The sequence below is a fragment of the Dehalobacter sp. DCM genome, from assembly GCF_024972775.1.
Classification (GTDB): Bacteria; Bacillota; Desulfitobacteriia; order Desulfitobacteriales; family Syntrophobotulaceae; genus Dehalobacter.
Genome location: NZ_CP092282.1, coordinates 2,296,420 through 2,312,116 on the forward strand (window position 1 = coordinate 2,296,420; position 15,697 = coordinate 2,312,116).

The 15,697-nt window shown below is 45.8% G+C and carries 15 protein-coding genes; 3 read left to right on the forward strand and 12 right to left on the reverse strand.

Annotation, left to right across the window (positions count from 1 at the left end):
- Window positions 1-80: 80 nt before the first annotated feature.
- The 7 genes from LPY66_RS10640 to LPY66_RS10670 all read right to left on the reverse strand — a co-directional run bounded on the left by LPY66_RS10640 (window position 81) and on the right by LPY66_RS10670 (window position 6,052).
- The gene (locus tag LPY66_RS10640; RefSeq protein ID WP_337984319.1) at window positions 81-1,472 is read right to left on the reverse strand and encodes a S26 family signal peptidase; all 1,392 of its coding nucleotides are present in this window, start codon (window positions 1,470-1,472) and stop codon (window positions 81-83) included.
- The gene (locus LPY66_RS10645; RefSeq protein ID WP_337984320.1) at window positions 1,456-2,427 is read right to left on the reverse strand and encodes a hypothetical protein; all 972 of its coding nucleotides are present in this window, start codon (window positions 2,425-2,427) and stop codon (window positions 1,456-1,458) included. Before LPY66_RS10645 ends, LPY66_RS10640 begins: the two co-directional genes overlap by 17 nt.
- 20 nt (window positions 2,428-2,447) lie before the next feature.
- Window positions 2,448-2,960, reverse strand: coding sequence for a signal peptidase I (locus LPY66_RS10650; RefSeq protein WP_337984321.1), 513 nt, complete (start codon window positions 2,958-2,960; stop codon window positions 2,448-2,450).
- A gap of 155 nt (window positions 2,961-3,115) precedes the next feature.
- Window positions 3,116-3,631, reverse strand: a complete 516-nt coding sequence (locus LPY66_RS10655; protein ID WP_443112486.1) for a hypothetical protein — start codon at window positions 3,629-3,631, stop codon at window positions 3,116-3,118.
- Between the two features lie 118 nt (window positions 3,632-3,749).
- Window positions 3,750-3,905, reverse strand: a complete 156-nt coding sequence (locus LPY66_RS10660) for a hypothetical protein (protein WP_337984323.1) — start codon at window positions 3,903-3,905, stop codon at window positions 3,750-3,752.
- Between the two features lie 47 nt (window positions 3,906-3,952).
- A complete protein-coding gene (locus LPY66_RS10665) occupies window positions 3,953-4,918 on the reverse strand; it encodes a cellulose binding domain-containing protein (protein WP_337984324.1) in 966 nt (321 codons plus the stop codon).
- Between the two features lie 303 nt (window positions 4,919-5,221).
- The gene (locus LPY66_RS10670; protein ID WP_337984325.1) at window positions 5,222-6,052 is read right to left on the reverse strand and encodes a hypothetical protein; all 831 of its coding nucleotides are present in this window, start codon (window positions 6,050-6,052) and stop codon (window positions 5,222-5,224) included.
- Between the two features lie 106 nt (window positions 6,053-6,158).
- Between LPY66_RS10670 and LPY66_RS10675 the strand changes: the two genes are divergently transcribed.
- The 3 genes from LPY66_RS10675 (at window position 6,159) to LPY66_RS10685 (ending at window position 10,433) form a co-directional block, all read left to right on the forward strand.
- A complete protein-coding gene (locus tag LPY66_RS10675; protein WP_337984326.1) occupies window positions 6,159-6,932 on the forward strand; it encodes an ABC transporter ATP-binding protein in 774 nt (257 codons plus the stop codon).
- Window positions 6,925-8,955, forward strand: a complete 2,031-nt coding sequence (locus tag LPY66_RS10680) for an ABC transporter permease subunit/CPBP intramembrane protease (protein ID WP_337984327.1) — start codon at window positions 6,925-6,927, stop codon at window positions 8,953-8,955. Before LPY66_RS10675 ends, LPY66_RS10680 begins: the two co-directional genes overlap by 8 nt.
- Window positions 8,956-9,113: 158 nt before the next feature.
- Window positions 9,114-10,433, forward strand: coding sequence for a PhoH family protein (locus LPY66_RS10685; RefSeq protein WP_337984328.1), 1,320 nt, complete (start codon window positions 9,114-9,116; stop codon window positions 10,431-10,433).
- A 10-nt stretch (window positions 10,434-10,443) separates the two neighbouring features.
- On the opposite strand, the gene LPY66_RS10690 is transcribed toward LPY66_RS10685, so the two are convergent.
- The 5 genes from LPY66_RS10690 to LPY66_RS10710 form a co-directional block, all read right to left on the reverse strand.
- Window positions 10,444-12,468 (reverse strand): FtsX-like permease family protein, encoded by a 2,025-nt coding sequence (locus LPY66_RS10690; protein WP_337984329.1) that lies wholly within the window; start codon window positions 12,466-12,468, stop codon window positions 10,444-10,446.
- A complete protein-coding gene (locus LPY66_RS10695) occupies window positions 12,461-13,228 on the reverse strand; it encodes an ABC transporter ATP-binding protein (protein ID WP_337984330.1) in 768 nt (255 codons plus the stop codon). The genes LPY66_RS10690 and LPY66_RS10695 overlap by 8 nt, the downstream gene beginning before the upstream one ends.
- A 229-nt stretch (window positions 13,229-13,457) precedes the next feature.
- Window positions 13,458-14,468, reverse strand: a complete 1,011-nt coding sequence (locus LPY66_RS10700) for a sensor histidine kinase (protein WP_337984331.1) — start codon at window positions 14,466-14,468, stop codon at window positions 13,458-13,460.
- Window positions 14,469-14,728: 260 nt separating this feature from the next.
- Window positions 14,729-15,400, reverse strand: coding sequence for a response regulator transcription factor (locus tag LPY66_RS10705; protein ID WP_337984332.1), 672 nt, complete (start codon window positions 15,398-15,400; stop codon window positions 14,729-14,731).
- 46 nt (window positions 15,401-15,446) lie between these two features.
- Entirely contained in the window at window positions 15,447-15,665 is a 219-nt protein-coding gene (locus tag LPY66_RS10710) for a hypothetical protein (protein ID WP_337984333.1), read from the reverse strand.
- Between the last annotated feature and the right edge of the window lie 32 nt (window positions 15,666-15,697).

The window sequence follows — 15,697 nt, forward strand, 5'->3', positions numbered from 1 at the left end:
CCCCGTCACAATTTGGTATCCCTCCAAAAGATTCCATACCGGTTTTTAGAATTCAATTATTATCATTTTTTGCTATAAGGTTATTCTATCATCCTTTTAATACTCGTAATTTGCTTGTTGTAAAAGAGTAAGACAGCAGGAATCAATAAGAAAAGCAGCCTACCGACAATAGTATTGGCAAAGAGTATCAATGCCCCGAGCCAGCGACTCCTGCCGATGTAGACGCCGTGCACGTTTTCTCGCGGCACGGTCTTAAGCATTGATCTGCTCTGAGCCGGAGACGGATAGTTATCGATATCAACTTTTAATCCGTTTTCTTGATTACCGATAATCCTTTCCACATAAGCTATTCTATCTTGCTCGAACAAAATTATTTGTCCTTCCCGAAGCGGGTACCGGCTGTCAATCTTGCGGAAATATGCCAAGTCATTCATCATAATTGCCGGCTCCATCGTACTTGACTTGAAAACAAAGGGAATGATCCCGCGGATAGCAACCTCCTCACCCGGAGTAGAGACATTTACCAGAATAATGAATAGATTAAAAACCAACACGGAACAAATGAAAAAAATCAGCAAAGTCATGGTAACAGCATTCATCATTTTAGCGTACCGATTTTTTCTCCTCCAGACTGATTTTTGTTTCCCCGTTCTGGCATCAATATTGACAATATCAGCGCCTTCGGTTAAGAGAGCTTCATCAGCAGGCAAATTATAATATTTGGCAATGTTTCCGGCTCGGATAAGGCAGACAGGGCAGCAAGCAATTACAATAACAATAGCCGCAAGGAAATAGACGTTCTGGCTGATATCAAGAAGATGATGGATATTCTGCATGGCAACACGGTTGGCTATAAGGCTGTATTCCCCCAGTGTTGCCTTTAAAATGATAACCGCCACTGTTGACAAAAAAGTTAAATAACGGCCGTTAATAATCGTACGGGTAAACAGGGATAGGGTCATCGCCAAGAGGGTAATCAGAACAAGATCAATCAAACCGACTAAAAAAAGAGAAGGCAAGTAACTGAAAATAAATGTATATTTAAGAAGAAAAGCAAAAAAAACCGCAAAGACAAAACCGATGGTGTAGTTGGTGAAGACCGAGTACAATAACGCCATGAATTTATCAAAAATCATTCTCGCCGGATGATAACCCATCTTGATCAGCAGGTACCATGAGTTATTCCGTATTTCCGCAAAGAAAAGATAATGATAATAGACAATAAAATAGACTGTAAAAAATAATAAGACAAGATGGATATAAAGAAATATGATAGAAAAATAACTCGGCTGCATAATTTCCGGGACAGCATCCGCCAGTACGCTCTGCTGAAGGGTCTGCAGCACAAAAAAAAGCGCGAACGAAATTAACCCCACAAAGAGGGCGGCAGCTATTCGTCTGTTCGTACCGATTTTATTATCGCGGTACGCATGTCTGAGTTCTTTTCTAAAATAATTATTGGTATAAATCATATGGGGAAATTAGCTCCTCAAGCGCATTCTCCACCGTTTTGCGGTTTATTTCCAAATACTCGGGAGTTAATCCCGATTCCAGGATTTTGCGGTAAATAAAGCCGCGATTGTCATCTTTCGGACTTGGACTGCTGATCATCAAACTGTTTTCTTTGAGAAATACACGATAGCCCGGAAGTAATTCTTGCAGACGGTTCAGCATCGTCGCGATGTGATTATCCCGAATTATAACTTCGATTTTGTCATACTTCAGACGCAGCGCTTTAACCGTTCCGGTGTAAATCAGACTGCCGTTTTTAATCACCGCCGAGTGGGTACAAGCCTTCTCCACCAGAAGGCTGTCTGGTGTCCCGAGGATGAGCGTCTTTTCTTTTTCCTTGGTGAATGCTGCGATACCAGAAATCGCATTAATCAAGATGTCATCAAATTCATATTCGGGAAGATTGAAAACAATGATCCGGCTATCGGAGTAAGCGGCGGCAAGCAAAGCGATAACTGCCTTTTCCTCCTTGGTCAGCTGATGGTTTAGGGTGAGGGTAAGATGGCCTAGTCCGATTTTTATCATAAATTCAAAAAGCTGTTCCTGAAGTTCAACCTTATTCATCTTCATTTTGGCCGTAGCGAACATCAGAAATTCCAGCGCTTTCATATTGTTATAAACCATTTCCGAACTGCCGATATAAAAAACATGATTAAGAATAATTCGTTTATGCCGGATCATACCGCGCTCAACCAAAACGCACCGGCCGCGGTCATAAGGTTTGATATTGGCGATAATCTCCAGCAGAAGCTTGATTTCATAAAGCGAAGGCCCTATCAATCCCCATACTTCAGATTTGCGGATGAGCAGGTCGATATCTTTCAACACCGGCCGGGGACTTTCTCCGTTTTTTAAAAAATGTTGGCGCGACGAGATATTTTCCATAAATACATAGAACTCTGGGCCCTGTGCCATCGTAAAATTCCCCGCGTATCTTATGTTAACGGTACTTTGGCGATATAAACCCCAATCACTCTGTCCGGCGTAAGCAGATTCGGATCTACTGTATTCTGGGGATTATCGCCTTTGGTTTGATAGCCGATTTGGCCATTCCCTGACGTGACAACGCCAACGATGCGGTGCGTGACAATTTTATCTGACAATGTCCGGAAGGTAACGATGGTGTCTTCTTTCAAAGTGCCAGGATCTTTGGGCTTATGACTGAGGATTACCGATCCGGTTTTTAGCGTTGGCTCCATACTCCCAGATTCAATCAAAAAAAGCGCGTATCCGCCTATACTGGGAATTTCCCCTCTGCTTTTTGTTATATTAATTGAAATAATGGCCCCGACTAGCAAAACAACGGTGCTTAAAAACAGGACCTGTCCTACAGTTTCTAGCGGTGGTCTTCTTTTTCTCACGATACCCTGCAGTTTTTGTTTTTCCTTCAGGATCTCCCGGCGCATTTCTTCAATTTGTTCCTGAGTGGTATATTTCGTCTGGGACATAGACTAACCTGGCCTTCTTAATTTGCCTTTTGTAACCGTTTAATACTATTATATCCCGCCGGTACTAAAAAAATCAGAAATGCCAAAAAACCAGGAATGCATGCATTCTGGCTTTTTGATAATTGGCTTTTTTATTTTGTCATATATACCGTCGTCTACTTCTGTGTCCCGAGTACAGACACTTTGACAGCTGTACCATAACTTGTTCCTGCATAGCTACTGTCAACGTCATTATTGCTGGGCCAGTTAACAGATACAGAGTACGTTTTCTCTTGGCCGGCGGCATTCAGGGGAAATTCATCGGTAAACTGGATTTTACCGTTTGAAGTGACGGTACCAACGACTTTTCCCGTGGAATCTTTGACGGTAACGACCAACGGCGCGATGGCTGTTTTGCCGTCGGCAGCCAGAATATCAATGCTAAAATCAAGGTTCATGGCTGTTTCACTGACGACAGAACCGTTATAGTTCTTTACGCTGTACAGCCAATTCACTGTTTCCCCGGGGGCTGTTTTTATATTTTTAGTAAATGAATCCGTGCCGCCTTTTAACAGAACGAATTCTTTGGCGATGACGTTACCTTCAGCGATGTTATCTACTTTAGTCGTATACATAGCCAGGGTTCCTGCAATGATGGATGTTGTTAAAACGAGAACCAGGGCGATCATCATTGATAATTTTTTCACAAAATAACCTCCGTTAAATTGATAGTATTTTATACGATTTAATTTCCCACTATGGCTCTGCTTCCAATTTTTCATTGATAATACTTACATTCTTCTAAGCACGTTACTGCTTCACAGCTGATTCTTGCAGCCGACTCTTATCAGGGATAATACTTATGCCAAAGTTGGAGACAGTGGTATAGCTGGAAAGAGAGCTTACGGTTAGAGAAATAAATAATATCGTGCATAAGGCCAGTACCAGCAAAATTTTATACCTCATCTGTCTACCTCCGGAACGAAGAATATAATATGGGTTCACTCAATCGCTTAATCCAAAGATGATTTATTGAACTGACAAGTCAGATCGACGTCGGTTATACCGCTGGTATTGCTTCCGCCAATAAGGATATTCTGAATAGCTTCGTTCCCCATCCCTTTAGCGATTCCGCCAAAGGAGATACTTTGCCCGGGCTGAATAGTGTCCGTCGCGGTATTGTTATAATTGGGATTACCGAACGTATAAGATCCTTGCGGGGAATTGGAAACGAGTACGGCATTCCAGTAGTTATCTGAAAGCCTGTTAGTAGTAAGAGAAAATGCCATGTTCCAACTGGTTATCGGGGTCAATGTGTTATTGGTAACGGTTATTTTGTATTGATACTGATAGTTATGGCTTTGCCCGTTTTGCCATGGGACTGTGGTTTCATATTTCACGCTGACTTGTTTTTGCTGCGGCGAGTTTTCATGGTCTGAACCCGTCAGCGGAACCTGTGAGGCGACGGCTGCGACATTGACTGTAGTACCGAAGTTGCTGCCCGCGTAATTGATATCATTTTGTCTATTGCCCGGCCATTGAATTTCAACAATATAGTCCTTGAACTGGCCGGCTGCTGCCAGAGGAAATGTCCCCAGGACATCCAATGTGCCAACTCCGTCGATGCTGTTGAGTGTATTCCCGTTGCCATCTTTGATGATAACCTTTAATGGCGTGATTGCATTTTTACCGGGTGAAGACTGGACATTAAACGTGAGTTTATAATATAGATCCGTCTCTGTAATAACCTGGTTTTGATAATTTTTTACTTTAAAACGCCAACTGACAGTTTCTGACGGTGCTATTTTTATGCCTTGCTGGAATGTATCGGTACCGTCGCCCAAAAAAATGAATTCTTTGGCCACAACACTGCCGTCTGCCAAATTATCGATGGAAGTGGTATACATGGCAAGTGTTCCAGCGACAACCGAGCTTAGTATCGTTAAAAGCAAGATGGATAACAAGATAATTTTTCTCATAAATCACCTCCGGATGCTTTAATAACAAATTTAAAATGAAAAAAAGACGTATTTAAATAAAAAAAGACGTAATTTTTTTATGCTGTGTCAGAATATCATGGGCAAAAAATTACGTCAACTTGTATATATAGGAAGTATTGGCAGTGTTTGTTTAATCCCGATTCCGTGTTGCTCAACGATAACTTATAAGATCTAATTCTACTAAGCAAGATTATTAAAATAAAAAAACCGGCAATTTTAATACACTATCTGGAGTTTTTGAAATCACGGGATCTTACGGCTTAAGAGATGTAAGAGTGACCGTTATTTAATATCCAAGGTTAACCGCTCCGCTTCTTTTTTCGCGGATTTAAATAAGTCTTTGGCCTGTTCAGAAGTCAGGGATTGCCCTCTGGCTTTTTCTTTGAAAACCATTGCCAGTACCTTACCGACGCCGTAACAGGTGACAAAAACCAGGGATGCGGTTCCGGTTTTCTGTGTAGGGTCAATGCCAACTTTCGTTAAGCCTTCCAGACCGTATTTTGCTGTAAGGCCTAATCCGACGACACCGGACTGTTCTCGGAATAGACGCAGACCTTCCTCCGGTTCGATGTGTATACCGGATTCTTCGGCTAAACGCAAGGGTAAATAAACCTCGATGATCTGCATGAGGACAGCATCTTTATGTTCGGCTGCCGTCGCTGCCGTGGCGGCACTGAGAAGAATCAATCGGTGCTTTCGTTCCCTCTTTTCCTTGAGGGGGAGCTTGCTGAGTGCTGCTTCAATGCGCTCGAGATATTTCTCCGGCGTTATTTTCTCATGACCGCTGCAGACGGGACATGTCGCCGGGTCATGCGACTGATCGCGTGTATATGCTTGTGAATGCGTATGTGTATGTGTATGTGTATGTGTATGTGTATGTGGCTCTCCAGGTTCTGAAGCATGACGATGACCGTTATCATGATCATGGTTATGTTGAAGATGAAGATCATGATCATGACCTTGAACATGAAAATGACTATGACTATGACCATGATCATCGGAATGGTGATCGTTGTCATGACTGCAGCCGCAGCTGCAATTGCCGCCGGCAGGATCAGCATGGGTATCCTGATTGAAGTGAATGGGTTTTTTATGATTATTTTTATCTGACATCCGTTTACTCCTTAATTTTCTTCTGTGATCAATTTGTGACCGGTATATAACGTCCTATGGTATAATAATACAATAATATCATGGCAAGAGGAAGGGAGACCAGATAGTGCTTAGTGTTGAGGGGATCAGTAAGCAATTTACCCGCACGGTGAAAATAAACCGCCGCCAGACCAAAAAAGAAGAGTTCTATGCGGTCGCTGACATGCGATTCCGGGTGGAAGCCGGTGATATCTTTGGGATTCTCGGTCCGAACGGGGCAGGGAAGACGACGCTGCTGCGGATGATGGGAGGGATCATGACCCCCACAGCCGGTTCCATCGCCATCAACGGCTTAAAATTCAATGATGATCCGAATCGCTACAAACGGTCTATCGGTTATTTATCAGGGAATACCAAATTGTACGGCCGCATGAGCCCCAGAGAGTTAATGACCATTTTCAGTGACCTTTATGATTTGCCGAAGCACGAAGCCGAGCAGCGGATCGAAGAAATCATCGCGGTCCTCAATCTGCATGATTTTGTTGACAATCGCATCGAAAATTTATCCACCGGGCAGACCCAGCGGGTGTCTATCGCACGCTGCTTGATTCATACGCCCGCGTTATACATATTTGACGAACCGACTCTGGGCTTGGATGTTCTCAGCAGCCAATCCATTATCGATTTTATGCTGAAGGAAAGCAAACAGGGCAAAGGCGTCGTTTATTCCACCCACTATATGGAGGAAGCGGAAAATATCTGCAACAAAATTCTCCTCATTCATAAAGGAACCGCCATTGCCCAGGGAACTCCCGCCGGTTTGAAGGAAGCTACCGGAACGAACCATATTCGGGACGCTTTCATCGCACTGATCAAAGAGAGGGGGGAATACCATGAATAGCCTCCGTTTTAGAGCGTTAAAAGCGGTTTTTAAGAAGGAGATCCTGGATGTTATCCGGGACAAACGGACCTTGGCCATCATGATTTTGATGCCCCTCATTCTCTATCCGGCCCTGATGCTGGGTGTTTCTCAGGCGATGACGCTGCTGATGGAATCCCGGGAAGAAAAAGTGCTCAGCGTGGCTTTTGATTTTCCTGTGGACAGCCGTCTGGCCGGCTTGCTTGAAAATAGCAGCCAAGAGTATAAACTGGACGTCATTCCTGCGGCGGATCCAGGCAAAGCGCTGGCTGAAAAAAAGATCATGTCCTATGTGACCCGGGAGACTGTGAACGGAAAAGATACCTATAAAATTGTATATAAATCCTCGGAATCCGAAACCCAAATGGCTTCCCAGCGACTGGAAGACCTCCTGAAGGATTATAAGCTGCTGCTTACCCAGGAGGCGATAGAAAAAGCCGGTCTGAATGCGGAGAACGTCATGAATCCGATTGATTTTTCCTATGTGGATACGGCTGTCGATGAGGAAAAGACAGGGACATTGCTGGGAATCATGCTGCCTTATCTGTTGATTGTCGCCTTAGTAACCGGCGCCATGTATCCGGCTATCGACGTGACGGCAGGGGAAAAGGAGCGGGGAACACTGGAGACGCTGCTGACCCTGCCGGTCAGTAATCTGGAGCTGATGGGCGGTAAGTTCCTGGCAGTGGCCTTGGTGGCAGTAGGCTCCGCCATTCTGAACTGTATCTCACTGACGATTGTCGGCGTTATGATGATGAACAGCATCAGTTCCCAGGCCCCTACGGGAGGATTGGCGCTCCGTCTGGATCCGGGCTCGATGATTGTTCCGTTTTTGATCATTTTGGTCTGTATTATTGTTTTTGCTTTATTCGTCAGTGCGATTATCCTGTGTGTGACGTCGCTGGCGAAAAGCTTTAAAGAAGCCAACAATTATCTGACACCGGTGATGATTCTGTTTATGCTCCCGGCGTTTGCTAATATGATCCCCGAAGTGACGTTGACACCGGTGACCTCGGCGATCCCCGTCGTTAATATTTCCTTGCTCATTCGGGATGCGCTGATGATGAAATACAATGCCCTTAATATTGCCATTGTCCTGATTAGTACCATGGGCTATGCCCTGATTGCGGTTATTCTTCTGGCCCGGATTCATAATTCGGAGAATCTGATGTTCGGAACCGGCGGGGATATTAATTTTCTGGGGAAACGAAGCCATATTATCCGCGGCAGTAAAATCAATCCGGGAGATGCGGTCATCCTCTATGTTGTCGGACTTTTGCTGCTCTTTTATCTGAGTTCGTTTTTCTATTTGAAGTTGGGTGCCTTTCATTCGCTTATCCCTACCCAGGGAATCATTTTACTGCTGCCGGTCTTAGCCGCCGCCTATCTGAAAGCGGATCTGCGTGAGACCTTCAAGCTTAGAATGCCCCGGGGAAGAGATATCCTCGGAGGAATCGTCTTATGGATGGGTGCGTTTATTCTGGCGAACATCGTCGGCAATCTTCTGTTGGAATTATTTCCTCAGAATAATGACGTCGTCAGTCAGCTGGAAGCTATCCTGAAAGGGGATACCCTCTGGAAAACCCTGGTAGTGGTTGCCCTGCTGCCAGCGATATGTGAAGAGCTGTTCTTCCGCGGCTTCATCTTTTCCTCGCTGGAAGGAAGAATGAAACCCGCTGTCTCCATCTTTCTGACCGGCTTGATGTTTGCCATTTACCATCTCGACCTGATTCGGATTGCGCCGACGTTTATTCTTGGCGTATTATTCACCTTGGCTTTATACCGTACCCGATCTATCGTGGTGACGATGCTGATGCATTTTCTCAACAATGCCGTGGCGGTTATCACGCTGTTTTATCCGCAAACGGCGGCAAGTGCTGATCCGTTAACAGGAATCACCAGCAACCTGGCGGTACAGTCCGTCATTTATATTCTTGTCGCGGCCGTATTAATAGGGATCGGCTCAAACATTCTGAAGCCGTCGCGGCCCAACGTTCCAGTGTAATCCAGTATAGCTTTCTATTATTTCGATTATCTGTGTTTGTTTCTATTTATGGTGCGTTACCATGAATTTGGCTAACATATTCTTTGAGGCAAGACGATAAAATGAGTAATAAGCCGGCAATCGTTTGAAATCATTAATAGGCTACGGAGGAAAAAACGTTGCAAAAAACATATGTCTTGGACACCAGTGTACTGCTTCACGACCCGAACGCGCTTTATAACTTCGAGGAAAACACGGTCGTGATCCCTTATGCCGTATTGGAAGAGTTAGCGAAGAAGAAAAGCCAAGTCAGCAATATCGGCCAGGCTGTAAGAGATGTGATTAAAAATTTAGACGACCTGCGCAAGCAGGGGAATTTGGCGGTAGGGATTCAATTGCCCTCCGGCGGAATGCTCCGCATCGAACTGAATAATATCAGTCCGATGCGTCTGCCGACTTCCGCAGACAGTCTTCTCATCGATAACCGTATCCTCAATGTGACGCTCAATTTGGCCAAAACGGAAGACTTTCCGGTCATCCTGGTTACCAAAGATATGACCATGCGCGTTAAAGCCGATACGCTGGGCATTCGCTGTGAAGATTACCATAATGATAAGGTTTTTCTGCCGCCGGTTGAAGCAGACATTGAAACCATAAGGTTAAATGAAGTCCAAATCAATGAATTATTTAATAAAGGCGTGATTCCGGCAGAAAAAGCGGTTGTACCCAATTGTTGTATACGCGGCGTCATCGCTGACGGATCGTATCTGCCGCTGGTTTCCTCGCCGACGGGGGAGATGCTGCACTATACCTTTACTCATCGCGAACAAACCTGGGGTATCGCCCCAAAGAATCAGGAACAAAGCTGGGCCTTGACTATGCTCAATAATCCGGAAATCACCCTGGTTAACCTGATGGGACCGGCGGGAACCGGCAAGACGCTCTTAGCCTTAGCCAGCGGTCTGGAGCAAACGGTTAATCATGAGGTGTATAACCGCATCCTCTGTGCGCGACCGCTGATTCCCTTTGGCAAAGACATCGGTTATCTGCCCGGAGAAAAGGATGACAAGGTCCGGCCGTATATGCAGCCGATATATGATAACCTGGAGCTTCTGTTAAATCCCAAACGGGATAAAGGCAAGGGGAAAGAGGCCTATGTGGACAGCGCCATCGACCTCCTGAAGAAAAAGGGCCAGCTGGATATTGAGGTGCTGACCTACATTCGGGGTAGAAGCATCCCGAACCAGTTTATTATCATTGATGAAGCTCAGAACTTATCTGCCCATGAAATTAAGACCATTGTTACCCGGGCGGGGGAGGGCAGCAAGATCGTCCTCTGTGGGGACCCCGACCAAATCGACCATCCGTATCTGGACAAAGAAAGCAACGGAATGACCCATGCCGCCCATCGCTTGAAAGGGGAATCCTTCTACGGCCAGGTAAGACTGGTACAGGGTGAACGGAGCAGAATGGCGACGATCGCAGCGGAGAAATTGTAGGGTATTTGTACTAGCTCACGATCCGATAATAGACCCGGGCCGTCAAGACATAAACGATAGCGTAAATGATTCCGAATACCAGGAGCGTTCCAATGGTGCAGCCGATGAACAGCGGTACATTGGTCAGATTCAACACGGACAGCAGTTTGGTGACCATTTTGAACGAGGCCAGGATATGGATGCCGGCCATGACAATCGGCAGGGTGAAGACTGTGACCACTTGACTGCGGATCGCTTTTTTCACTTCACTGCGGCTTAACCCAACCTTTTGCATGATCTCAAATCGTTCCTTATCATCATACCCTTCCGATATCTGTTTGTAGTAAATAATGAGCACCGTTGCTATCAGAAAAAGAGCGCCGAGGAACAAACCGAGGAAAAGGAAACCGCCGTACAGGGCATAAAATTCTCCTGTTGCTGCTTGTTTGCTTTCCACATTATCAATGGTGTTTACTGACTGCAGTCCGCTGTAGCCCTGAGTGTATTCCGGAGGCAGCGTTTTTTTCAGAGCGGATTTTATGGCCACATGACACGCCAGCTTTTGTTCGTCGCTGCCGTCCAGATCAAAAGCGATGTGGCCTAAAATGGCGCTGGCATTGTCGCCATAGGCGCTTTTTTGATGGGCATAAATCTGATCCAACACACGATCATCACTGATAACCATATAATAGCCGGTAACAAGCCATGCCGTATACTGGCCGCTCACCGGGATGCTGTCCAAATGTTCTTTTACACGGTAAGTTTGATCAAACAGCGTAAACGACTCACTGACGGAATCAACGGGGCTGTAGACCATGACTTCATCCTTAGCCAGCATGACCGGCTTCCCGGTTAGATTGGCGTATTCATCGGCCGTAATAAAGCAAAGCATCAGGGCGTCTGAAGCCCCTATTATGTTGTCATTACCGGCCTTAAACCTGTTTCCGTCTTGGAAAGCGGCAAAGGACAACGTAGGATAACCGCTTAAATTACTGATCGTACGTCCCTGTTCTTTCGCAATCCCTTGGATTTGTTGCAGCCTGCTTTCTATTTCTCCGTCTGCGGGATTTCTGAAGTCAACGGCGATATCGGTGGGGAAGCGGTTGGCCAGAAGGTTCTCCATCCCGCTGTAGAGGGAGACTGTCGTCGAGACCATGATCAGGACCATGGTGGAGAGAATACAGATATTGGCCAGCCCCACCGCGTTTTGTTTCATTCGGTAAATCATACCGGATACGGAAATAAAATGTTTGGTTTGGTAGTAATAGTGTTTGTTTTTGCGTAACCGTTTCAGCAGGGCGATACTGCCGGCGGTGAACAGGCAATAGGTACCGATGATCACAAGGACCACGGCGATAAAGAACAGGGAAAGTGCTGACAGTGGATTTTCCGTGACGATAGCGATGGTATAGCCTGCACCCAGCGTCAGTAAGCCGATTATTGTCAGCAGCCATTTGGTTTTGGGCTCGCGTTCGCCGGTTTGCCCACCGTGCAGCAATTCAATTGGTTTGGCCAATTGGATCTGCATTAGGTTGGATAACAGCGTAGCCAGAAAGATCCCGCAGAATAAAAGGACTGATTCCTGCAGGGAAGAGAGGCTGACGGAAAATCCCCACACCACGGTAAATCTAAGCAATTTGAATAAGAGAAGAATCATCAGCTTACTGAGCAGGATACCCAGCCCTAAGCCCACCACGAGACTGATTAGGGTAACGATCAGCGTTTCGAATAAAAGAACCCAGGCAATATGCCGTTTTTCCATTCCCAGAATGTTATACAGGCCGATTTCTTTTTTACGGCGTTTCATCAGAAAACTGTTGGTGTAGAACAGAAAGATGGCAGCAAAGATCCCGACGACAATACTCCCGAAAAACAAGATTGACTTTAAGGAACTGCCCCCGAACATCACATTCAGTCCTTCGTTGGTAGCAATATAGCGCATGATATAAAACATGGCAACAGTGAGCACGCAGGTCAGCAGATACGGAAGGTAGAATTTTCCGTTTTTCTCGATGTTAATGAAAGCCAGTTTCGGATAAAAGGTGGATTTACGCATGACGTTCACCACCAGTAGCTATTAAGGTCAGGGTATCGGAAATTTTCTGATACATCTCCTCATAGGTCTGTGACGCCCGGTAAATCTGATGGTAAACTTCGCCGTCCTTGATGAATAGGACCCGCTTGGCATGACTGGCGGCTTTCAGACTGTGGGTGACCATCAGAATAGTCTGGCCTTCTTCATTAATATCATTAAAAAGTTGGAGAAGACCATCTGTGGCATGCGAGTCCAGCGCGCCGGTCGGCTCATCGGCTAAAATAAGCTGTGGGTTTGTGATCAACGCACGGGCGACGGCCGCACGCTGTTTCTGCCCGCCGGATACTTCATAGGGATATTTACTTAGAATATCCGCAATATGCAGTTTTCGGGCTATTGGGGTGAGGCGGCGGTGCATCTCTTCAAAGGATTTGCCGGACAGGACCAACGGCAGAAAAATATTATCTTGCAGGGAAAACGTATCGAGCAAGTTGAAATCCTGGAACACAAAGCCGAGGTTATCCCGGCGAAATGCAGAGATTTCACTTTCCCTGATTTGTACAGTATTTCTGCCACTCAGCAGTACTTCGCCGCTGGTTGGTTTGTCCAGGGCCGCGATGATATTTAACAGAGTGGTTTTGCCTGAGCCGGATTCGCCCATGATGGCGACATATTCGCCTTCTTCTACCGAGAACGAGACATTGGTAAGGGCTTGCACCTGGGTACCCCCAAAGCGCGTCGTGTATATTTTCTTTAAATTGCTGACACGTAATAAAGACATATGGTTTCCTCCTTAAAAATCCTGGCGGGAATCTTTGTCCAATTCCCTGGTACATTGTTTATAATTAGCATAACAAAACAGGGAAAAGCCAGCCATCGATTTAGCTTTCATTTCCCCGTGGAATCTTACCGTTTTGTAAGGTTAAAATCCGTAACAGAAAAACACTATTTCGAAATATGAAGAATTTCCAAGCGCTTGGAAATTCTTCGATCATTGAAATAACTATCGGTCAGCGCATCGGGATACTATCCAGCTGGATCATGACACAGGTGCCCTGACCCACCGTTGATTCAATCGTGATCGTATGACCCAGTTTGGTAAGGATGCGCCGGCAGAGATAGAGTCCGATCCCCGTGGATTTTTTGTCTTCCCGGCCGTTGTAGCCGGTAAAACCTTTGTCGAAGACCCGGGGCAGATCCTCCGGCTTGATCCCGATGCCGGTGTCCTGAATCGTCAGGGTTTGACCGTGGGTGGAGATGGTTATTTTTCCTTGATGAGTATATTTAAGGCTGTTGGAAAGGAGCTGTTCCAGAACAAAAACCAACCACTTTTCATCGGTGAGAACGGAAACGCCGCTCTCCTGAAAATCAAGGGGAATCTTCTTTAAGATGAATAGTTTCGCATAACGGCGTACCGCTTGGCGGACAATGGCGTCAAGGTCATAGCGTTTAAGCAGAAAGTCTGTGGAATCGCTGTCCAGCCGCAAATAATGCAGGACCATCTCCACATACTGCTCGATTTTGAACAATTCCATTGCAAGTTCAGCATGGAAGGGATGTTCTCCGGACTGCAGCAGCAACTGCATCGCCGCGATAGGTGTCTTAATCTGATGGGCCCAGAGCGTATAGTAATCGATCAAATCGCTCTTCGTCTTGTCGGCGAGGGAAATTTGCAGGATATGATTGGTGTGGTTTGCTTTCAGCAGCATTTGGTAATCCGTTTCAACTAAATCCCGGGGGTCAGGCAGGCCATCCACGCTGAAATGAAGAGAATTCAGCATAGCCAACAGGACTTTATGCCGTTTGATATAGCGGAGAAAGCCTATTCCGCCGAAAATGAGAGCGAGAAAAATAACCAGCAGCGCGGCATAGATGAAGGCTTCTGCCGGCATGGCATAAAGATAGAATATAACGGCAAAAACCGCCAAGAAGGATAGAAAGAAAACAATAGTCCGACGATGGCGGTTGATGTATTGGAATAGAATGTGAGTCTTTTTTTGAAGTTTAGTTCGTTCAGGCATAATGACTCCGTCCGTCGCAATAATCGGATTCTTGGTTATTAGGGTCCGGTCTGCGCACCACATTCCGCTTTCGGCTCTTGCGCTATCCGTGGATTTGTATTAAGGAAGTTAAAATTCTTTTGCCCTCCTTGGCGAGTTTTAACTTAGGTCCATCCATGGACCGTTGCGCTCCGCAATCCTGCTCCGCTTGCGCTGGAAGTGTGGCGCACAGACCGAGCTATGGAGTTGAATGTCCTGTTATTTAGAGAACGTTGTACTAGTTAGGGTATAAGGTACCCAATCCCTTTTTTGGTTTGAATAAAGTCAATTAACCCGACCGCTTCCAGTTTTTTTCGTAACCGGGTCATATTGACAGTCAGCGTATTCTCGTCGACATAACTGTCGGTTTCCCAGAGACGCAGCATTATGGTATCCCGGCTCACCGTATTGCTCTTATTTTCCATTAAGACCTGGAGGATTTTATAGTCATTTTTCGTCAAGTCGACTTTTTCTCCGGAATAGGTCAGGGTGGCATCATTTAAGTTAAGTACCGCACCGCGATGAGCCAGAAGGTGGCTCTGTCCGGAAAAATCATAGGTACGGCGGAGCAACGCCTGCAATTTGGCGGTCAGAACATTCAGATCAAAGGGTTTAGCGATGAAGTCGTCACCGCCCATATTCATCGCCATGACGATATTCATGTTATCCGAGGACGATGAGATAAAGATTATGGGAACTTTAGAGATTTTTCTTATTTCAGTGCACCAGTAATAACCGTTGTATAACGGCAAAGAAATATCCAACAGAACCAGGTGCGGATTAAAACTTAAAAAGAGCGAGAGGACATCATTAAAGTCCTCGGCATAAACCGCTTCACAGCCCCATGTTTCAATATGGTGTTTGATTGATCTGGCAATGATTCCGTCATCTTCAACAATGAGGATTTTATGCACCTATAATCACCTGCGCCTTGCTTGATGCGATCTAGTGCAACATTCTCTAAGTAAATAGGATAGTATGCAAAAAAAAGTGTCTAGGGATGGTCTGAGTGCCACAATTCCGCTTTCGGCAGCAAAAAGGCCCGATAAGGCCTTTTTGCGCCATCCATGGCTTCGCCGCTCCTACACCCTCCATGGTGTCCGCGACATTAGGCCATCCGTGGCCGTCACAGTCGCGCTTCGCAGTCGAATGTTTTGTCATCCGTGACACATTCGACATTAGGCACCTCCTGTGCCGTCATCCATGCTTCG